Origin of the sequence: Collinsella sp. An307 (assembly GCF_002161805.1) — a bacterium.
Lineage (GTDB): Bacteria > Actinomycetota > Coriobacteriia > Coriobacteriales > Coriobacteriaceae > Coprousia.
Genome location: NZ_NFIP01000003.1, coordinates 131,567 through 152,102 on the forward strand (window position 1 = coordinate 131,567; position 20,536 = coordinate 152,102).

The following is a 20,536-nucleotide window of genomic DNA, read 5'->3' on the forward strand; positions in this document are numbered from 1 at the left end:
TGCCTATAATGAAGTCCGTTGACTGCACACGTAGGGAGGCAACGTGACCGCATCATCCGCCATGACGAGCAGCCCGAGGCAGGCGTGGGCGAGCGCCCACCAGCTCGGTGCCATCGACACCGATTCCGCCATCGAGGCCTATACCGAGATCGACATCCCGCAGAGCCTGCGCGACAACCTGGCACTGTTTTTGCGCCTCGAGCGCCGCGTGCTCCAGGAGTACGACCCCGCTATCTGCGAGCTTTTCGACAAGCTGCTTAACAGCGTAATCCACGCAAACGAGGGGAACCCCGGTACCGACGCCGCCGACGAGCCGGTCGATGACGAGGGCGTGCCTACCTCCGATGCGCCCGGTGCGGCGGCGTTCCGTCACGCGGTCGAGCTCATCGACGAGCTCCCGCACGACCAGGCGCAGGTGGTGATCCGCGCCTTCACGACGTTTTTCCACCTCGCGAACCTCACCGAGGAGAACTACCGCGTGAGCAAGCTGCGCGAGCGCGAGCAGGCGGTCGACATCAACTCGGTCATCGACCCCTCCAACGAGCTCACGGTTGCCTACCACCAGCTGCTTGAGGAGGTCGGCCCCGAGCAGGCAAACGCCCTTCTGCGCAAGCTCGAGTTCCATCCCGTGTTCACCGCGCATCCCACCGAGGCGCGCCGCAAGGCCGTCGAGGGCAAGATCCGCCGTATCGCGGAGCTTCTTGACGAGCATCCGCGTCTGGGCGGCTCGGCGCTCATCGAGAACGAGCGCCACATGCTGCAGGAGATCGACGCGCTGGTGCGCACGAGCCCCACGGCGCAGAAGAAGCCCACGCCCGTTGAGGAAGCCGACACCATCATCGACATCTTCGACCACACGCTTTTTGACATTGTGCCGCTCGTCTACCGTCGTTTTGACGACTGGGTCATGGGCGACCTTGCCGGCAGCGTAGAGCCTGTGTGCCCGGCGTTTTTCCACCCCGGCAGCTGGATCGGCTCGGACCGCGACGGCAACCCCAATGTCACCGCCAAGGTCTCGCGCGAGGTGGCTGCCAAGTTCTCGACCCATATGGTCAAGAAGCTCGCCGACAAGTGCCGCCGCGTGGGACGCAACCTCACGCTCGAGGCGGCCTACACCAAGCCCTCCGAGGAGCTGCTCAACCTCTGGAATCACCAGGTAGAGATGAGCGAGGTGCTCACGAGCCGCGCGCGCGAGATCTCGGAGTCCGAGCCGCACCGCGCCGTGATGCTCGTCATGGCGTCGCGCCTCGACGCGACGGTGCGCCGCAACGCGGACACCATGTACCGCTCGGCCGAGGATTTCCTCGCCGACCTGCGCGTGGTGCAGCGCTCACTTGTCGCCGCGGGCGCCACGCGCGCCGCGTACGGCCCCGTGCAGACGCTCATCTGGCAGGTGGAGAGCTTTGGCTTCCACATGGTGGAGATGGAGTTCCGTCAGCACTCCGTCGTGCACACCCGCGCGCTTGCCGATATCCGCGAGCACGGCCTGCACGGCGAGCACGGCCAGCTCGACCCCATGACGCGCGAGGTGCTCGACACCTTCCGCGCCATCGGCTCGATCCAGCGCCGCTACGGCCAGAAGATGGCGCGCCGCTACATCATCTCGTTCACCAAGTGCGCCCAGAACGTGGCCGATGTGTACGAGCTCGCCAACCTCGCGTTCGCGCATGCCGAGGACGTGCCCGAGCTCGACGTGATCCCGCTCTTTGAGCAGCTGGAGGACCTCGAGGGCTGTATCGACGTGCTGGACGAGATGATCGCCCTGCCGCCCGTGCAGAAGCGCCTGGAGAAGACTGGCCGCAAGCTCGAGGTCATGCTCGGCTACTCCGACTCCTCCAAGGACGCCGGCCCCACCACCGCGACGCTCGCCCTGCACTCCGCGCAGCAGCGCCTCGCCGCGTGGGCGGACGCGCACGACATCGACCTCGTGCTCATGCACGGCCGTGGCGGCGCCGTGGGTCGCGGCGGCGGTCCCGCCAACAAGGCGGTGCTCGCGCAGCCCGCGGGCTCGGTCAATTGCTTCTTCAAGGTAACCGAGCAGGGCGAGGTCATCTTCGCCCGTTACGGCAACCAGGCGCTCGCCATGCGCCATATCGAGAGCGTTGCTGCGGCGACCCTGCTCAATTCGGCGCCTTCGGTGGAGCGTCGCAACACCGAGGCAACGGAGCGCTATGCCGATATGGCGGCTCGTCTCTCGGACGCGTCTCACGAGGCATTCCTGAGCTTGCTCCATACCCCCGACTTCGCACCGTGGTTCTCGACCGTGACGCCGCTTACCGAGGTGGGCTTGCTACCCATCGGCAGCCGTCCGGCCAAGCGCGGCCTCGGCGCGCAGTCGCTCGACGACCTGCGCACGATTCCCTGGGTCTTCTCATGGAGCCAGGCGCGCATCAACCTTGCCGCGTGGTACGGCTTAGGGTCCGCCTGCGAGGCCCTGGGCGATATCGACCTTCTGCGCCGCGCCTATGCCGAGTGGCCGCTTTTTGCGACGTTTATCGACAACATCGAGATGTCGATCGCCAAGACCGACGGCCGCATCGCCAAGATGTACCTCGCCCTCGGCGACCGGCGCGATCTGGCCGAGACCGTCTACCGCGAGATGCAGCTCACCCGTTCGTGGGTCTTGAAGATCGTAGGTGACGAGTGGCCGCTCGAGCACCGTCGCGTGCTCGGCCGCGCCGTCCGCGTGCGCAACCCCTACGTGGACGCGCTCTCGCTTGCGCAGGTGCGGGCGCTCCGCGTGGTCCGCGAGAACCAAGAAGAGCTCTCTGCCGAGGCCAAGGCCGAGTACCTGGCGCTCATCCTCTCGACCGTGACCGGCGTCTCCGCGGGTCTTCAGAACACGGGGTAAGGCACACCCGTAAACTCCCACCGGATGCCCCGGAACGGAAGGCCCTGTCCCCAGCGCTCATGCACTGCGTGAAATCGCGCTGAGCACAGGGGCCTTCCGCTTCGGGACATCCTGCGTTTACAGCTGTGCGCAAGGCGGTTGAGGAGATGCGCATTAGCTTATCGCTGCAGGTAGACGGCGTGTAAAGAACTCTTGACGGTTGATTTGGGCGGCGCGGGCGCGTTTGTCGGGACCCTTTGATGGTACGATGCGATGCGACGTGGCATGGTCGTGGCCGTAAGGATCGCACTGAAGGCCGAAGGGAGGCAGAAAATGGAAATCGGGACACGTATACGCGAGCTCCGTGCGGGGCGTGCGATGTCGCAGGACGACCTCGCGGCGCGCGTGTACGTGAGCCGCCAGACGATCAGCTCGTGGGAGAACGGCAAGACCTACCCCGACGTCCAGAGCCTGCTTCTGCTCTCCGAGATCTTCGATGTGACTGTGGACTCCCTCATCAAAGGAGACGTGGACACCATGACCGAGACTATCGACCGCGACGTTCAAACCATGAAGCGCCTGAGCTACGTGATGACTGTCTTCATATTGCTTATGGTAGCGGCGCTCATTTGGCTTTCCGTGCAGCTCAGCGTTTGGGACTGGTCGCTTGAGCAGACCGTGCCCACGGCGGTGCTCGCCCTCGTGCTCTGGGGCGTCGCCATGTTCGCCGCGACGTGGGTGGACCGCATCAAGCGCGACCACGACCTCGTCACCTACGACGAGATTCTTGCCTATTGGCACGGCGAGCCGGTGGATCGCGATACCGAGAAGGGCCGTCGCGAGCGTCTCATTCCGCGCTGGATGAAGGTCGTTCGCGCCATCGGCCTCGGGCTTCTCGCCGCCGCCGTCGGCGCCTTTGTGGGCTATTGGGGCGCCAGCATCGCCAACGCGCTTTTGGGCTGATAGCCCATAGCGGGCGCGGCCCTCGGCTATACTTGGCTCAACTTCACTCAGCCGAGGAGGCCGCTATGCCGCGTATCAAGCTCATCCTCTCCGATATCGACAGCACCATCATGCCGCGTGGCGCCGCGCGCGTGTCCGACCGCACGCTTGCTGCCTTCCACGCCGCGCTTGAGGCGGGGCTGGTCATCGGTCCCGCGAGCGGCCGCGGCTTTGCCCAGATTGCTCCGTTTTTTGCAGGTGACACGGCGTGCTTTGCAACGTGCATCGCCACCAACGGGCTCGAGGTCTACCATGGCGGCGAGCGCATTTGCGCGCAGTATCTTCCGCGTGAGGCGCTCGAGCAGACGCTTGCCGCCCTGCGCGATATTCCGCGCGCGGGCCTGATCTGTTTCGACGGGGCGCACCCTCTGCTCGTGGCGGGTGAGCGCGCGGACCTTGCCGAGCGCATGCCCGGCTACGCGGAGGCTTGCGACGTGGTGGGCGCCTTGCCCGACCAGCCCATCATCAAGGCGAATGCCTTTATGGCGAGCGATGCCCTCACAACCGAGGAGTTCTGCGCGCAGCTGAACCGCGCGGCTCCCGCTCTCGACTTTGATATTCCGTTGCCCGGTTACCTCAACATCATGCCCGCGGGTTGGAACAAGGGCTCAGCGGTCAAGCACCTGTGCGACCATTTGGGCATCGGCCTTAATGAGGTGGTGGTCTTTGGTGACGCGGGCAATGACCTCACCATGTTCGATGTGGTGGAGAATGCGGTTGCCGTTGCCAACGCCTCGCCCGAGGCTGCCGCGGCGGCGCGCTGGCACATCGGCGCCTGCGCGGACGACGCGGTGGCGACTGCCATTGAGCAGCTGGCGGCAGACGAGTGGCCGTTTGTGCGGTAGCGGCTCATAGTTCTACCAAGGACGGCACTCCACCAAGTGCCGTCCTTTTTGTTTCCAAAGCGGTCAGATTGCGGTCCGAGCGGTCCCGTCGGGCCGGTAGATGGTAGTATCTTGCTTCGCGTGCTGGGACGCGCTGTCTACGCGCTCCGGCACATCTGTACGCAGCCGCCCGTACCGGCACGGGGCGGCACAGATCATAAGGAGGAAACCGTGGCAGATAACCACGTTGCCGGCTGCCAAGCCGATACCAATCCCGCAGACATCCACTCGCTGCACACCCGCACCGCTGGCGAGCTTCGCGCCGAGAACATCGGCGAGGAGGTCACGCTTACCGGTTGGGTGTGGCGTCGCCGTGACCACGGCGGCCTCATCTTCTGCGATCTGCGCGACCGCACGGGCATGACGCAGTGCACCTTCGACCCCGAGCACGCTGCGGGCGAGGCTTTCCACACGGCCGAGACTATGCGTCCCGAGTGGCCAATTCTCGTGCACGGCACGGTCATCGCGCGCGACGCCGAGACGGTGAACCCCAAGCTCCCCACCGGTGAGATTGAGGTACTGGCCGACCGCGTCGAGGTCCTTGGCCGCTCCAAGACCCCGCCCTTCCAGATCGAGGACGGCATCGAGACCGCTGAGGACACGCGCCTGCGCTACCGCTATCTGGATCTCCGTCGCCCTGAGATGATGGCGCGCATGCAGCTCCGAAGCGACTTCACCTTTGCCATCCGCAGCGCCCTCCACGACCGTGCCTTCATGGAGGTCGAGACGCCTGCGCTCTTCAAGTCCACGCCCGAGGGTGCGCGCGACTTCATCGTGCCTTCGCGCCTGCAGCCGGGCAGCTTCTACGCGCTGCCGCAGTCGCCGCAGCTTCTGAAGCAGCTCCTCATGGTGGGTGGCGTCGAGCGCTACTACCAGGTTGCCAAGTGCTTCCGCGACGAGGACTTGCGCGCCGACCGTCAGCCCGAATTCACCCAGGTCGATATCGAGATGTCCTTCGTCGACCAGGACGATGTCATGGGCGAGCTTGAGGACGTGCTCAAGAGCGCCTTCGCCAAGGTGGGCGTCGATATGCCTACGCCGCTGCGCCGCATGAGCTACTGGGACGCCATGGATACCTACGGCACCGACAAGCCCGATACGCGCTACGGTATGCACCTCGTGGACCTCACCGACGTGTTCAAGAACTCCGCCTTCAAGGTTTTCTCCGGCGCTGCCAACACGGAGGGCCACGTGGTCAAGGCGCTCAACGCCAAGGGCGCCGGCACGTGGGCACGCGCCAAGATCGACAAGCTCGCCAAGGTTGCCGAGACCTTTGGCGCCAAAGGTTTGGCGTGGATCGCCTTCCGTGAGGACGGCTCGATGAACAGCCCCATCGTCAAGTTCTTCTCCGACGAGGAGATGGCCGAGCTCCGTCGCCGTTGCGATGTGGAGCCGGGTGACCTCGTCATGTTTGCTGCAGGCCCGCGCCTTGCCTCCGACGAGATCTTGGGCGGCATGCGCTCGCACATGGCCGACGCCCTCGAGGTTCCGCGCGAGGGCCACGACTTCCTGTGGGTCGTGGACTTCCCGCTTTTCCACTGGGACGACGACGCCAAGCGCTACGAGGCCGAGCACCAGCCCTTTACCCTGCCGCATGTGGACGAGCTCGACCTGCTCGAGACCAACCCGCTCGCGATGGGCAGCTGCACCTACGACTTTGTCATGGACGGCTTCGAGGCTGGCGGCGGCGGCATGCGTATCCACGACTCGGCGCTGCAGCTCAAGATGCTCGAGTTCATGGGCTTTACCGAGGAACGCGCCCGCGCCCAGTTCGGTTTCCTCATGGACGCCCTCGAGTTCGGTGCACCCCCGATGGGCGGTTTCGCGCTTGGCCTCGACCGCGTGTGCATGCTGCTTGCGGGCTGCGATTCCATCCGCGACGTCATGGCGTTCCCCAAGACGAGCTCTGGCTCCGATCTTATGAGTGCCGCCCCCAGCGAGGTTTCCATGGCGCAGCTCAAGGAGGTCGACCTGCGCCTGATGTAGGCGTGACGCCCTCCGAGACATACTGAAACCAATAGGGCAGGGTCCGTGTATGCGAATGCGGGTTCTGCCCTTATTTTGTCGCTTTGAGTGAGTGGTTCTGAACTGATATTCATAGAACTTGAATATAGCGCTAGGAATATGCACATCCTGTAGAGCTATTGGGCAAATAGCATGTCCTCTTCAGTTCAATCGCGTATTCATTATTTTGATTCCTGTGCTTTTATATGCCTCTTTAGAGAGCAGCGAAGAAAAACAGGTCACGAAACGATTTTTTGCGCAGCCCTAGCTACCAGCGTAAATGCTTAGAAGTTGCAGGTAGGAGACATGGTCTCGCATGCGCAAAAAAGCTTTTCCTGACCTACTTTTCCTGTTCAGGAGCCTTGTGTTTCGGGCATATCGACATAGTATTTCATAACTATGAATAAACTTGTAAAAAGATACGAATAGGTGCATACTAAGCCGCGAGAAGAAAACCGACGTCTGATTTGACGCTTTAGGGAAGGAAGTCATCATGAAAAACATCAAGACCATGCTAAAAGCGCCCGTTGCGCTTGCCGCCACCTGCGCCCTCGCGCTCGGTCTCGCTGCCTGCGGCGGAGCCCCGGCAGCGGACGGTTCCGGCGCGGGTTCGGCTCCCGCTGCGGCAGACTCCGGCAGCATGACGCTCGAGGAGGGCACCATCACCTTTGCCACCTCGCCGGATTACCCGCCGTTCGAGAACCTCGTTGACGGCGAGTATGTCGGTCTCGACATGGATCTTGGCCGCGCCATCGCCGAGGAGCTCGGTCTCGAGTGCGAGTACACCAACATCGACTTCGACGGTATCGTCCCGGCTATCGTTGCGGGCGGTCAGGCGGATGCCGGTCTCTCCGGCATCTCGGTCACCCCGGAGCGCGAGGAGGAAGTCGACTTCTCCACGCCGTACTACATCGATAACCAGGCCGTTGCGGTTATGAACAGCAACACCGAGCTTACCGAGGAGAACGCCGCCGAGGCGCTCAACTCCGACACGGTCACCATCGCCGTTCAGAGCGGCTCCACCGGTGCCGACTTTGCGGGCGAGAACTTCCCCAACGCCAAGATCGTGACCTTCCCCAACTTCACCGACGCCTTTGCCGCCGTTCAGGCCGGGCAGGCAGATGCGGTTTGCGGCAACCTCGCGGTCGTCCAGCAGATGCTCTCTGGCGCATACACCGACCAGCACACCATTCTGACCTCCGCCACGGGCGAGGAGTATGCCATCGCGGTTTCCAAGGATAACCCCGAGCTGCTCGAGGCCATCAACGGTGCCATCGAGACGCTTCAGGAGGACGGCACCCTCGATTCGCTCATCGCGGCCAACATGGGCTAGGCGCTGAGCAACAGCAAGCTCGATCATCGCGTGGCCCCTCTCGTGCGGGAGGGGCCGCCATCGTATCTAAGCGAGGTCATGGTGAGAAATCCCATCACATCACAGGTTCGGATGCGGTCGCACGCTCATCCGGTAGCTCCGCGCCGCAGGGTGCGCGTGGCACTGAGGGTTATGCTCGCGTGCCTGGTCGGTTCGCTTCTAGCGCTCGCGGCACCCGCCGCGCCGGCGCAGGCGATGGAGATCGTCAAATGTACGGGCCGCCCCAACTCCGATAAGGACCAGACGACCATCCAGGGCGGCACGCAGTCGCGTATCACGATCGAGCTCGCGCTCGAAGCCGGCGAGGACGTCTCCCAAGTGCAGATTCACATCCCCGAGGGGACGCAGTACGAGACCGATGACCTCGCCGCCACGCTGCTCACGGGCGATGACCTTATGACGCGCAACGAGCTTACCTTCGACCTGCTCGCCGACGAGGATTCGCTTACCCTGCACTTCGACCCGGCGCTTTCTGAGGCGGGGCACCTGAACATCATCATCTACGGCGTCTACTTCCCCATGAGCGGCGGCGACATGCAGGTAGGTATCAGCTACCAGACAAAGGGATCGGACTTCAAGACCGTTTCCGATGTGCCCGTCATCTCCGTCGAGGGTATCTCCGGCCCCGAGGCGCTCTCGCAGTGGCTCGAGGAGCAGGCCTGGGTGCAGGCGTGGAACGAGAACCGCTTCCTGCATCTGTTCTTTGACCCCACCATCTTGGTGACGAGCTTCCCGGTGGTGCTGACGGGCTTCTTCATGTCGCTCGGCGTGGTGGCGGTTGCCTTCCCGCTGGCGATTCCGCTCGGTCTTCTGCTCGCGCTCATGCGCCTGTCCAAGATCGCCGTCGTGCGCGGCATCGCGACCACCTACGTGAACCTGGTGCGCGGCACGCCGCTCTTCCTCCAGATTTACGTGGCGTTCTTTGGTCTGCCGCTCGCGGGCATTGACATCCCCAACTTCCCGCTTGGCGTGACCGTCATGTGCATGAACTCGGGCGCGTATATGTGCGAGATTTACCGTGCAGGCATCCTCTCCATCAGCAAGGGCCAGACCGAGGCGGCGCGTTCGCTCGGCATGACGAGCCTGCAGACCACCCTGTACGTGGTGCTGCCGCAGATGTTCCGCCTCGTGATTCCCAACCTTACCAGCGAGTTCATCGTTCTGTACAAGGATACGTCGCTGCTCGCGGCCGTGGGCGTCATGGAGCTCGTGATGTACGCGCGCACCATCGTTGCCTCGACGGGTTCGATCACGCCCTACATCGTGGCCGCTGTGTTCTATCTCATCATTACGCTGCCGCTTTCCAAGGTGACGCGTCATCTGGAGGACCGCGTGCACGGCGGGCGTCGCCGTCGTCGCGCCGTAGCGGACGCCGCCGAGAAGGGGGAGGTCGCCCATGCCTAACGCAACTCAGGACGCTTGCACCGCGCCCGCAGACGACGTCATCATCTCCATCCGCGACCTCAAGAAGAGTTTTGGCGATGTCGAGGTCCTGAAGGACATCTCGCTCGATATTCACAAGGGCGAGGTCGTGGTGGTGCTCGGCCCCTCCGGTTCCGGCAAGTCGACCCTTCTGCGCTGCCTGAATCTGCTTGAGGAGCCCACTGCCGGCCAGATTATCTTCGAGGGTCAGGACATAACCGGCTCTAAGGTCAACATCAACAAGGTGCGCGAGCACATGGGGATGGTTTTTCAGCAGTTCAACCTGTTCCCGCACAAAGACGCCCTGCACAATGTCATGCTCGCCCAAATGAAGGTTCTCGGGCGCTCCAAGGCAGACGCGGAGCGCATCGCGCGCGAGCAACTCGACCGCGTGGGCTTGGCCGACCGCGCCGACCATTACCCCTCCGAGCTCTCGGGAGGTCAGCAGCAGCGCGTCGCCATCGCGCGAGCGCTCGCGATGGAGCCGCACGTGATGCTCTTTGACGAGGCGACCTCCGCGCTCGACCCGGAGCTTGTGCGCGGCGTGCTCGACGTCATGCGGGAGCTCGCGCAGGGCGGCATGACCATGGTCGTCGTCACGCACGAGATGGGTTTTGCGCGCGACGTGGCCGACCGCGTTATCTTCATGGAAGGCGGTGTGATTGTGGAGGAGGGGACGCCCGAGCAGGTCTTTGAGCATCCCCAAAACGAGCGCACGCGCGCCTTTATTGGCGAGGTGACCGCGTAGCGGGCCGCTCGTGCGTGCAGCTGCCAGGCTGCCTGCGTAGCGCACCGTCGCGACGGGCGGCTGTGTTAGCAGATGGTTGCAAGAGCTGCCCTTGTTGAGGCAAGCGCTTTAGCATGATAAAGTAAACACTCCGCATACGGGGTGCGCGGCACTTCAGCTGGGTCGCGCGCCCCGTGTTTGCAAATTACGGATGACATGGCGGCCCTGGGGGCGGCGAGGAGGAGTTATGAGGACGGTAACGTTGGCGGCGGGCGAGCGCCTTAAGGCCGCTCAGCTCACGCGCAAGGGCGTGTTGCCGGCAGAGATCGTCGAGGCGGCCCGTGGCATCGTGGCGCGCGTTCGTGCCGAGGGCGACACTGCCCTGCGCGACTTTGCGCGCACCTTTGACGGGGTGGAGATTGAGAACCTTCGGCTTCCGGACGAGGCACTCGACCGGGCGCTTGATAACGTCGACCCCACGTTTCGTGCTGCGCTTGAGCGCGCTGCGACGCAAATCCGCGCGTTTCACGAGCGCGAGCTCACCCAGAGCTGGTTCACAACACGCGCTGACGGCACCCTGCTCGGCGTCCAGGTGACGCCGGTTGCTGCGGCGGGCATCTACGTGCCGGGAGGTCGCGCGCAGTATCCCTCGACCGTTCTCATGAACGCCATCCCGGCCAAGGTGGCCGGCGTGGAGCGCGTGGTCATGGTGACGCCGCCGCAGCGCGACGCCGCCCCGGGCGCGCCCGCCATTTCCCCCTATACGCTTGCTGCGGCAAAGGTCGGCGGTGTAGACGAGGTCTACCTCGTGGGCGGCGCGCAGGCAGTCGCGGCACTCGCCTACGGTACCGAGACGGTTCCTGCGGTCGATGTCATCACCGGCCCCGGCAACGCCTATGTGGCCGCGGCAAAGCAGCTCGTCTCGGGTGATGTGGGCATCGATATGGTCGCCGGCCCCTCGGAGGTTTGCGTGCTGGCGGATGCCTCTGCCGCCCCTGCCGTGGTGGCAGCAGACCTCATGGCGCAGGCCGAGCACGACCCGCTTGCCGCCTGCTACCTCGTCACCTGCGACGCCGCCTTTGCGCGGGCGGTCGAGCGTGCGATCGATGCGCTGGTAGCGCAGAGCCCGCGTGCCGAGATTACGCGCGCCTCGCTCGACGCCGAGGGCATGATCATCGTCGCGGCCGACCTCGAGGCGGCCGTCGCCGCGGTGAACACCATCGCGCCGGAGCATCTCGAGCTCCACTGCGCGGATGCCATGGCGCTCCTCGGCAAGATCCGCAACGCCGGCGCGATCTTTGTGGGCGCTTGGAGCTCCGAACCCTTGGGCGATTATGTCGCCGGTCCCAACCACACGCTTCCCACGGGCGGAACGGCCCGCTTCTCGAGCCCGCTTTCGGTCGAGGACTTCCAAAAGAAGTCGTCGGTTATCTGCTACACGCCCGAGGGCCTGCTTGCCGATGCGCCGGCAACACAGCGTCTGGCCGAGGCCGAGGGCCTGTGGGCACACGCGCTTTCGGCGGGTTTGCGCCGCCGCGTGCTCGAGTGCGGCGCCGACGCCGTCGCGCCCGAGGCGCTCGAGGGCGCCGACCTCACGGCAATCGCTTGGCCGGGCGACGACACCCCGGTGGTCGCGGACGGCGCGTGCGGCAGCGCCCGTAACGCCCAGGTGGGGGAGGAGTAGGCCATGGCCCAGCTCTCCGAGCGCATGCGCGCTCTCGTCCAGCCGCATCTGGCCGACATCGAGCCCTACGACCCGGCGTTCTCGCCGTGCAAGATCAACCTCTCGGCCAACGAGAACACCTATCCCTTGCCCGCGGGCGTGCGCGAGGCCATCGACGCCGCGCTTGCCGCCACGCCGCTCAACCGCTACCCCGACCCCATGGCAAACGAGCTGCGCGACGAGCTTGCAAGCCGCCACGGCCTCGCGCGTGAGAACGTCTGTGTGGGCAACGGCGGTGACGAGCTCCTCTTCAACTTCCTGCTCGCCTTTGGCGGGCCCGGGCGCACGCTTGTGACCTGCCCGCCTGACTTCAGCGAGTACGGGTTTTTCGCCTCGCTTGTCCAAACCGAGTGCGTGCGCGTCTTTCGCGATGCGGAGACCTTCGCCCTCGACGAGCAAGCCCTGCTCGCCGCTGCGCGGGACGCGGCGATGGTGATTCTGACCTCGCCCAACAACCCCACGGGCGACCTTGTGCCGCTCGAGCTTATCGAGCGCGTCTGCGCCGCGTGCCCCGGTATCGTTATGGTAGACGAGGCGTACGGTGAGTTCGCGCCTGCTGGCTCCTCTGCGGAGGTGCTGCTTGCGCGCTGCTCCAACCTTGTGGTGCTGCACACGCTCTCAAAGGCCTTTGGCGAGGCGGGCATCCGCTTGGGCTACGTGCTCGCCGCGCCGGACATCATCGATGTGTTTGCCGCGGTGCGCCAGATCTACTCGGTAAACGTGCTCACCCAGGCAGCGGCACTCGCTGCGGTGCGTACGCGCGACGCCTACCGGCCCTGTGTTGCGACCATCTGCGCCGAGCGCGAGCGCCTGGCACGTGCCCTCGGCGCGCTCGACGGCGTGCGCGTGTGGCCGAGTGCGGCGAACTTTCTGCTCGTGCGCGTTGCGCATGCGGCCGAGGTGCGCCGGCGCCTGCGCGACGACTACTCGATACTCGTCCGCGACTTCAGCTCTGCACCGGGGCTCGCGGAGTGCCTGCGCCTCACGGTGGGTACGCCAGAAGAAAACGATGCGCTCGTCTGTGCCCTCAGCGAGCTCACGGGTAAGGAGGGACGATGACCGTTTACCGCAAACAGCCCAAGACCTTGGCCGAGACCTCGGCGGCGACCGTGTCTGAGGTGGACGCGCGCCAGAGCTCGGGGTTGACCTCGCTTTTCAAGGGGTCGAATCTGCCGGCTGACGCGCCTCGCGCCGCGAGTGTCGCGCGCCGAACGTCGGAGACCGACATCACCATCACGCTCGGGCTCGACGGCTCGGGTATCTGCGACATCGACACGGGTGTGCCGTTTTTTGACCACATGCTCAACGCCTTTGGCCGCCACGGTCTCTTTGACCTCAAGGTCAAGGTGGTGGGCGATACCGATATCGACGCTCACCACACTGTCGAGGACACGGGTATCGTGCTCGGCCAGGCCTTTGCCGAGGCGTTGGGAGACAAGGCGGGCATCGCGCGCTTTGCCGACTGTACGGTCCCGCTCGACGAGGCGCTCGTGCAGACGGTGGTCGATATCTCCGGTCGCGGCCAGGCGTATTGCACGCTGCCGCTGCCGACCGAGCGCGTGGGCGCGTTCGATGCTGAGCTTGCGGTCGAGTTCTTTTACGCTTTCGCCCGCGATGCACGCTTGACGCTGCACGTGCGCGAGCTCGCCGGCGCCAACACGCATCACATCGTCGAGGCGGCGTTTAAATCTGCAGGCCGCGCGATGCGCGCTGCCTGCGCGCTCGACCCGCGCGTGACGGGCGTGCCCTCCACCAAGGGCGCCCTCTAGGCTCATTTGGGCTCATTTGGGGACGGGTTCGTTTCGTGCACTCTGCCAATTTGGGGACGGGATCGTTTTGTGCGCTCGGCTCCGCTGGCGTGCGTTTGACCAAAAAAGGGGTGACGGAAAGTGGGGGCTAGCCCGCGTATCGTCGTTGTCGACTACCACAAGGGAAACCTCTCGAGCGTGGTGCGCGGTCTCTCGCGCGCCGGCGCGCAGGCGGTGGCAACCGACGATCCAGACAAGATCCGCCAGGCGGACGGCATCGTCCTGCCCGGCGTGGGCTCGTTTTTTGACGCCATCAGCTTCATGCGGGCATCGGGGCAAGACGCTGCCATAACCGAGGCCATCGCCGGCGGCGCGGGCACGCCTTTTTTGGGCATCTGTCTGGGGCAGCAGCTTCTGTTTGACTGTGGCGACGAGGGCGTGCCTGCCGAGGCGCCGCTTGCGGAGGTCGCAGCGCCCCGCGGAGGGGGGCTTGCGCCGGGCACGGTCTTTGCCGAGGGCGGCACGCGCTGGGTGCGCGGCCTCGGCGTACTCAAGGGCTCCTGCACGCTTCTGCCCGCGCGCCGCCTCAAGATTCCGCACGTGGGGTGGGACCAGGTGCATCTGACCGAGCAGGGCCGCGCCTGCCCGCTTCTCGCCGGTTTTGACGAGGGCGCAAACGTCTACTTCACCCATTCGTATGCGGTGGCCGAGGATGCCGACGCGCAAGACGTCGCCGCGCACACGTTCTACGCGCGCGCCATCCCCTCGGTCATCTGGCACGGCAACATTTTTGGCTGCCAGTTCCACCCCGAGAAGTCCTCCGCCCACGGCGCGGGCATCTTGCGAAACTTCACGAGTATCTGCCAGGGGGCGATCGCATGATTCTCTTTCCGGCAATCGATTTGGTAGCGGGCCGCGTGGTCCGTCTCGAGCGCGGCGACCGCTCGCGCTGCAAGGTCTATGCGGACGACCCGGTCGCGCAGGCGCGTGCGTTTGCCGAGGCGGGTGCGGAGTGGGTGCACGTGGTGGACCTTTCTGCCGCCCTTGAGGAGGACGAGGACGCGCGAGCCGCCAACACCGCGGCCATCAAGGCAATTTGCGAGGTCGAGGGCCTCTCGGTCGATGTGGGCGGCGGCGTGCGCTCGCTCGCGCGCATCGACGAGCTCGTAGGGTTTGGGTGCGCGCGCATCGCGCTTGGTACGGTGCTTGTGACCGAGCCGGGTTTTGCCGAGGTGGCGGCCCGCGCTTTTGGCGACGTGCTGGTGGCCGATGTGGCGGCGCGGGACGGCCAGGTCAGGGTGAACGGCTGGCGCGAGGACGTGTCGCGCACACTCGACGACGTGGTCTCCGAACTCGCGAGTTTGGGCTTTCGTCATCTTGTCTATACCGATATCGCGCGCGACGGCATGCAGACCGGTATCGACGTGGATGCATATCGCCGCGTCGCCGCCCTCGCGGGCTTTCCCGTGGTTGCCTCGGGCGGCATATCGTCGCTCGCAGACATCCGTGCGCTCGCCCAGGCGGGTCCCGATGTGATCGAGGGCGCTATCACGGGCCGCGCGCTGTACGAGGGCGCGTTCACACTCGAGGCGGCCCTCGCCGCCGCAGGGCCCGCTGGCGCCCTCGCGCGCGACGCCGCGGACGCCCCTGCCGCTACGGGCGCCCCCGCCACCGCCAAGCAGGAGGTCCGCCTATGCTAACAAAGCGCGTCATACCCTGCCTCGACGTCAAGGCCGGTCGCGTGGTCAAGGGCGTGAACTTCGTCGATCTGCGCGACGCGGGCGACCCCGTGGAACTCGCGCGCGCCTACGACCGTGAGGGCGCAGACGAGGTAATCTTTCTCGATATCACCGCCACGAGCGACAACCGTGCCACCACAATCGACATGGCCGCGCACGCGGCGGAGGAGCTCGCCATTCCCTACACGGTGGGCGGCGGCTTCCGCGACCTCGCCGGCATGCGCCAGATGGTCGCTGCGGGCGCGGACAAAGTCTCGATCAACTCGGCCGCGGTGCGCCGCCCCGAGCTCATATCCGAGGCGGCGGCAGCTTTTGGCAGCCAGGCCGTCGTCGTGGCCATCGATGCCAAACGCGTAGGCGAGCCGGGCGCGCCCGGGGCGGATCGCTGGGAGGTCTACCTTGCAGGCGGTCGCACGCCCACGGGCATCGACGCGGTTGCGTGGGCAGAGGAGGCCGCACGTCGCGGAGCGGGCGAGATTCTGCTCACCAGCATGGACCGCGACGGTACCAAGGAGGGCTTCGACCTTGCGCTCACCCGCGCGGTGGCGCGCGCCGTGTCCATTCCGGTGATCGCGTCTGGCGGCGTGGGCACACTCGAGCATTTTGCCGAGGGCATCATCGAGGGCGAGGCCGACGCGGTGCTCGCGGCGAGCGTCTTTCACTTTGGGACCTTTAGCATCCGCGAGGTGAAAGAGTACATGGCCTCTCAGGGCATTCCCACAAGGCTCGACTTCTAGGCGAGGAGCTGGCAGATGACAACAGACGAGCTCAAATTCGATGCGCAGGGGCTCATCCCCTGCGTGGTGCAGCAGTACGACACCGGCGAGGTGCTCATGGTTGCGTGGATGAACGCCGAGTCGCTTGCGCTCACGCAACAGACGGGCACAACGTGGTTTTGGAGCCGGAGCCGCCAGGAGTTCTGGAACAAGGGCGCCACGAGTGGCAACATGCAGCAGGTGCGCGAGCTTTGGGCGGACTGCGACGGCGATACGCTGCTCGTAAAGGTGGACTCGCCGGGCCCCGCGTGCCATACGGGCGCCCGCAGCTGCTTTTTCAACGAGCTTGGCGTCGAGGCGTAAGGCAAACAGCGCGCACGGCACGCGTGAGATAAGGAGTCTGATATGGGGGAGCGCACAGCCAACGTGCAGGCGGGCGATATCGGTGAGACCATCAGCGGCCTCGCCGCAACCATACATGGCAGGCGCGACGCCTCGCCCGAGCAGAGCTACACGGCGCGTCTTCTCACCGGCCGTGAGGACAGCCTGCTCAAGAAGCTTACCGAGGAGGCGACGGAGGTCGTCATGGCGGCAAAGGACCGCGACCACGACCACATCCGCTATGAGGCGGCGGACCTCGTCTACCACCTGCTTGTGACGCTCGAGCGCTACGGGGTCACTATCGACGAGCTCGCCGGCGAGCTCAATGCGCGCATGAGGTAACGCAGCTTCATCTGCTCACAGCGTCAGGCAAGCGGCACGGTTTCCCACGAGCCGTCTGCGTGCGGCACGTCAAAGCTCCGGTACCCAATCGCAAAGGCGTGGCCCATGGCGTCGGCAATGCCCGAGCAGATGTCGCGCGCCACGTGCGCATCGGAGCTAAAGGTGATGGGTACACCCGCGCGGCAGAAGCGTTCAAGGAGCGCGCGGTTGGGGTAGTAGTCGCCCACGCCCTTGCGGAGACCCGCGGTCGAGATCTCAATGCGTCTGCCCGTGTCGTGGGCACAGACGGCCATCTCGTCCATAAGCGGACGAAGGTCGCAGGTGGCGGCAAGACCCTCTTGGCAAAAGCGCTGGGCGAGGTCCGGATGGGCCATCACGTCAAAGGCGAGCGGGCTCTCGCAGGCGCGGCACCAAGTGCGCGCGTAGCGTCGCCACACCTCATCGGGCTCGAGTTCCAACCAAAGGTGAAGGTCGTCGCCGTCGTCGATCCAGCCCGCGCCCGACCCGGGCGTTCCTGCGGCGGCCACGCGTGCAGCAGGGTCGTCTGTATCCCCGGGGTGCGCGGCGCCGGCAGATATGTCGCCGGGGTCGCCTAACCAGTGAACGCTGCCCAGGCGCACCACCGCGCCTGCGCTCCATCGCTCTACGTACGGCTCGCAGCCCTCGTACCAGTCGCATTCAAACCCGTAGATGTACTCGAGCTCGGGCGCCAGCTCGGCGGCCATCGCACGCGCCTCGTCAAAGGTGGCACGGTGATGGGCGAGCTCGCCCTCGGCAACGGATACCGCACAGGTGGGGTCCATACTCGCCGGTAGGGTGAGGTGGTCGGTCGAGACCATAACGCGGCAGCCCGCGCCCGCCGCGGCGCGCACGTTCTCCGCGAACGTTGCCGCACCGTCCGAGAAGAGGGTGTGGGTATGGCAATCTACGAGAGTGCGTGCAGGTAGGCCCATGTGAAACTCCTTACTGGCACATTTGGGGCATGTTTGGGGACGGGGTCGAAATGACCATTTGAGGTGGCCATTTGGGGACGGGGTCGAAATGCCCCATGTGACGCTTCGTCGCACGACGGGGTACCATGGTAGGGTGTATTCATGATACGACACAAGGAGGCCCAGATGCCGTCTGCCGCAACCATTCTCTTTATCGAGTACCCCAAGTGCTCAACCTGCAAGAAGGCCAAGAAATGGCTCGACGAGCATGGCGTAGCCTATACCGATCGCCACATTGTGGAGGACAATCCCACCGCCGCCGAGATCGCCGACTGGCAGGCGCGCGCCAATCTTCCCGTGAGGCGTTTTTTCAACACGAGCGGCATGAAGTATCGCGAGCTCGGCATCAAGGCTCAGCTCGACGCCGGCATGACCGATGAGCAGGCGCGCGAGCTCCTGGCGACCGACGGCATGCTCGTCAAACGTCCCATCGTGGTTGCGGGCGACACGGTGCTTGTGGGCTTCCGTGAGGCCGCATGGGCAGAGGCCCTGCTGTAAGGGGGACATGAAGCGCGCCGTGCGATGCGGCGGGAGAGGATGCGCATGGACGCATACGATTTGGAGAGACTGGCACGCAGGGTCGCTGCGGGCGAGATGGCGCCGCACGAGCTCGTGGAGCGCGTGCACCTCGACGCGGTGAGCGACCTTGGCTACGCTCAGGTCGACACCGCGCGTGGGGCGCGCACGGGTGTCTCTGAGGTCATCTACGGTGCCGGCAAGACGCCCGAGCAAATTGCGGGCATTGTGGGCGCCATGCGCGCTGCGGGTCAGCGGCGCATCCTCATCACCCGCGTCGATGCGCAGAAAAACGAGGAGCTCCTCGCGCTCGAGGCCTTTGCCCCGGCGCTCGGCTCCTATACCTATCACGACGACGCTCACGCGGGCGTGGTGGGGGAGCTCCCCGAGCCGTCCGGTAACGGCGAGATTCTCGTTATCACCGCAGGTACGAGCGATATTCCGGTGGCGGCCGAGGCGGCGCTCACGGCCCGTTTTCTCGGCAACCAGGTGAACGTGGTAAACGATGCGGGTGTTGCCGGTATCCACCGCCTGCTGCGCCATGCAGATGACATCGCCCGCGCGCAGGTGATTATCGCCATCGCGGGTATGGAGGGGGCGCTGCCGAGCGTGGTGGGCGGTCTGGCGTCGTGCCCGGTTATCGCCGTGCCCACGAGCGTGGGCTACGGGGCCAACCTCGGCGGTGTGACCGCGCTTCTTGCCATGATCAACAGCTGTGCGAGCGGTATCTCGGTCGTAAATATCGACAACGGCTTTGGCGCGGCGTACCAGGCCTCGCTTATCAACCATCTGCCCGGCCCGCGGGAATAGCCTGGGAGTTGCCGCGGTGCCGTCTCTTGAGGGGCGCCGCGGCATATCCGAGGCATAACAAAGGGGCGCCACCACCGCATCGATGAGCGGTGGCGGCGCCCCTGCATGTGGGTCAGGCTGCTCGCCACGACCCTAAGTCGAGCGCGTTAACGCGTGTAGACCGTGCGGCCGCCCACGATGGTGCGCACGACCTCGAGGTCGGCGTCCACGATGGTGAGGTCGGCGTCGCAGCCACGCGCGATGTTGCCCTTGGTGGGCAGGCCGATGAGGCGCGCGGGGTTGGCGGTCATAAGGTGCGCGGCGTGAGCCACGTCCGTGTCGGCGAACTTCACGATGTTGCGAAGCGCCTGGGCGAGCGTGAGCGTGGAGCCGGCGCGCACGCCGGTGTCGGCGAGTTTGGCGTCGCCGTCCTCAACAACCACGTCGCTCACACCGAGCTTGTAGTTGCCGTCGGGCAGGCCGGCGGCCATGATGGAGTCGGTAATGGCGACCACGCGGTCCCAACCCTTGTCCTTGAGGTAGAGGCGCACGCTGCCGGGGTGCAGGTGACGGCCGTCGCAGATGGCCTCGACGTAGAGGTCGCTCTCAAGCGCAACGCCCCAGATGGCGGGGTTGTGCTGGTGGAAGAGGCGCATGGCGTTGCCCAGATGGGTCGCACTCGCGGCGCCCGCCGCCACACATGCCATGGACTCGTCGTAGCCCGCGCCGCTGTGGCCGATGGCGCAGACGATGCCCATCGCGTTGAGCTCGGGGATGATCTTCTCCACACCGGGAACCTCGGGGGCGAGGGTGGTGTAGCGGACGTTGCCGCCGGACGCCTCCTGATAGCGGCCAAAGAGCTCCGAGGTCGCCTCATGCATGAGCAGGTGCTCGGGCATGGCGCCCTTGTACTCGCTGGAGAGGCACGGACCCTCGAGGTGGATGCCAAGGAGCGCGGCGCCGTCGTAGGGGCCGCCCTCGATGACCTTGCGGGCCTGCTCCATGCACCAGAGCGTCTGCTCGGGCGTGTCGGTGAGTACCGAGCAGAGCCAGCCGGTGACACCCTGGCTCGCAAAGAAACGGCCGATGGTGCGCAGACCTTCCTCGTCAGCGGCGTTCACGTCAACGTTGGCAGCGCCGTGCGTGTGGATGTCGATAAAGCCGGGGAGCACGGTCATGCCGGTGGCATCGAGCTCGGGCAGACCCTCGATGTTGGCGGTGTCACGGGGGAGACCGGCGATCTTGCCGTCTTTGACAACAACATCCGTGCGCGTCATGCCCTCGGGAAGAAGGACGGTGGCGCCTTTGAGGTAGAACGAGTTCTCAGATGAAGCCATAACGGGGCCTCC

Annotated in this window: 19 protein-coding genes; 17 read left to right on the forward strand and 2 right to left on the reverse strand. The window is 65.3% G+C overall.

Annotated elements, in window-relative coordinates; genetic code table 11:
- Positions 1–61 precede the first annotated feature (61 nt).
- The 15 genes from B5F89_RS03705 to hisE all read left to right on the forward strand — a co-directional run bounded on the left by B5F89_RS03705 (position 62) and on the right by hisE (position 16,890).
- Positions 62–2,851 (forward strand): phosphoenolpyruvate carboxylase, encoded by a 2,790-nt coding sequence (locus B5F89_RS03705; protein ID WP_087430454.1) that lies wholly within the window; start codon positions 62–64, stop codon positions 2,849–2,851.
- Between the two features lie 312 nt (positions 2,852–3,163).
- Positions 3,164–3,793, forward strand: a complete 630-nt coding sequence (locus B5F89_RS03710; RefSeq protein WP_087430455.1) for a helix-turn-helix transcriptional regulator — start codon at positions 3,164–3,166, stop codon at positions 3,791–3,793.
- 65 nt (positions 3,794–3,858) lie between these two features.
- Positions 3,859–4,677: an HAD family hydrolase gene (locus B5F89_RS03715; protein WP_087430456.1), complete on the forward strand. Its 819-nt coding sequence runs from the start codon at positions 3,859–3,861 to the stop codon at positions 4,675–4,677.
- Positions 4,678–4,887: 210 nt separating this feature from the next.
- A complete protein-coding gene (gene aspS / locus B5F89_RS03720) occupies positions 4,888–6,702 on the forward strand; it encodes an aspartate--tRNA ligase (protein WP_087430457.1) in 1,815 nt (604 codons plus the stop codon).
- Between the two features lie 511 nt (positions 6,703–7,213).
- Positions 7,214–8,053 (forward strand): ABC transporter substrate-binding protein, encoded by an 840-nt coding sequence (locus B5F89_RS03725; RefSeq protein WP_087430458.1) that lies wholly within the window; start codon positions 7,214–7,216, stop codon positions 8,051–8,053.
- Positions 8,054–8,209: 156 nt separating this feature from the next.
- Positions 8,210–9,496 carry an amino acid ABC transporter permease gene (locus tag B5F89_RS03730; protein WP_239286661.1) on the forward strand — a complete coding sequence of 429 codons (1,287 nt, stop codon included), beginning with the start codon at positions 8,210–8,212 and terminating at the stop codon, positions 9,494–9,496.
- On the forward strand, positions 9,489–10,262 hold the full coding sequence (locus B5F89_RS03735) for an amino acid ABC transporter ATP-binding protein (protein ID WP_087430460.1): 774 nt from the start codon (positions 9,489–9,491) through the stop codon (positions 10,260–10,262). Before B5F89_RS03730 ends, B5F89_RS03735 begins: the two co-directional genes overlap by 8 nt.
- A 226-nt stretch (positions 10,263–10,488) precedes the next feature.
- Positions 10,489–11,925, forward strand: a complete 1,437-nt coding sequence (gene hisD, locus B5F89_RS03740) for a histidinol dehydrogenase (protein WP_087430461.1) — start codon at positions 10,489–10,491, stop codon at positions 11,923–11,925.
- A 3-nt stretch (positions 11,926–11,928) separates the two neighbouring features.
- Positions 11,929–13,023, forward strand: a complete 1,095-nt coding sequence (gene hisC, locus B5F89_RS03745; protein ID WP_087430462.1) for a histidinol-phosphate transaminase — start codon at positions 11,929–11,931, stop codon at positions 13,021–13,023.
- Entirely contained in the window at positions 13,020–13,733 is a 714-nt protein-coding gene (gene hisB, locus B5F89_RS03750) for an imidazoleglycerol-phosphate dehydratase HisB (RefSeq protein WP_087430463.1), read from the forward strand. Before hisC ends, hisB begins: the two co-directional genes overlap by 4 nt.
- 120 nt (positions 13,734–13,853) lie before the next feature.
- Entirely contained in the window at positions 13,854–14,594 is a 741-nt protein-coding gene (locus B5F89_RS03755) for an imidazole glycerol phosphate synthase subunit HisH (RefSeq protein WP_087430464.1), read from the forward strand.
- The gene (locus tag B5F89_RS03760; RefSeq protein WP_087430465.1) at positions 14,591–15,412 is read left to right on the forward strand and encodes a HisA/HisF-related TIM barrel protein; all 822 of its coding nucleotides are present in this window, start codon (positions 14,591–14,593) and stop codon (positions 15,410–15,412) included. Before B5F89_RS03755 ends, B5F89_RS03760 begins: the two co-directional genes overlap by 4 nt.
- Complete coding sequence (gene hisF, locus B5F89_RS03765; RefSeq protein ID WP_087430466.1) at positions 15,406–16,188, forward strand: imidazole glycerol phosphate synthase subunit HisF; 783 nt, start codon at positions 15,406–15,408, stop codon at positions 16,186–16,188. Before B5F89_RS03760 ends, hisF begins: the two co-directional genes overlap by 7 nt.
- Positions 16,189–16,203: 15 nt before the next feature.
- Positions 16,204–16,530 (forward strand): phosphoribosyl-AMP cyclohydrolase, encoded by a 327-nt coding sequence (hisI, locus tag B5F89_RS03770; protein ID WP_087430467.1) that lies wholly within the window; start codon positions 16,204–16,206, stop codon positions 16,528–16,530.
- A gap of 42 nt (positions 16,531–16,572) precedes the next feature.
- Positions 16,573–16,890 carry a phosphoribosyl-ATP diphosphatase gene (hisE, locus tag B5F89_RS03775; RefSeq protein ID WP_087430468.1) on the forward strand — a complete coding sequence of 106 codons (318 nt, stop codon included), beginning with the start codon at positions 16,573–16,575 and terminating at the stop codon, positions 16,888–16,890.
- A gap of 23 nt (positions 16,891–16,913) precedes the next feature.
- Here hisE and B5F89_RS03780 read toward each other — a convergent pair whose 3' ends face one another.
- Positions 16,914–17,843 carry a PHP domain-containing protein gene (locus B5F89_RS03780; RefSeq protein WP_087430469.1) on the reverse strand — a complete coding sequence of 310 codons (930 nt, stop codon included), beginning with the start codon at positions 17,841–17,843 and terminating at the stop codon, positions 16,914–16,916.
- 165 nt (positions 17,844–18,008) lie between these two features.
- On the opposite strand from B5F89_RS03780, the gene B5F89_RS03785 reads away from it, so the two are divergent.
- Both B5F89_RS03785 and larB read left to right on the forward strand, forming a co-directional pair.
- A complete protein-coding gene (locus B5F89_RS03785) occupies positions 18,009–18,380 on the forward strand; it encodes an arsenate reductase family protein (protein WP_087430470.1) in 372 nt (123 codons plus the stop codon).
- Positions 18,381–18,425: 45 nt separating this feature from the next.
- Positions 18,426–19,208, forward strand: a complete 783-nt coding sequence (larB, locus tag B5F89_RS03790) for a nickel pincer cofactor biosynthesis protein LarB (protein ID WP_087430471.1) — start codon at positions 18,426–18,428, stop codon at positions 19,206–19,208.
- Between the two features lie 146 nt (positions 19,209–19,354).
- Here larB and nagA read toward each other — a convergent pair whose 3' ends face one another.
- Positions 19,355–20,524, reverse strand: coding sequence for an N-acetylglucosamine-6-phosphate deacetylase (gene nagA / locus B5F89_RS03795; RefSeq protein WP_087430472.1), 1,170 nt, complete (start codon positions 20,522–20,524; stop codon positions 19,355–19,357).
- Positions 20,525–20,536 lie beyond the last annotated feature (12 nt).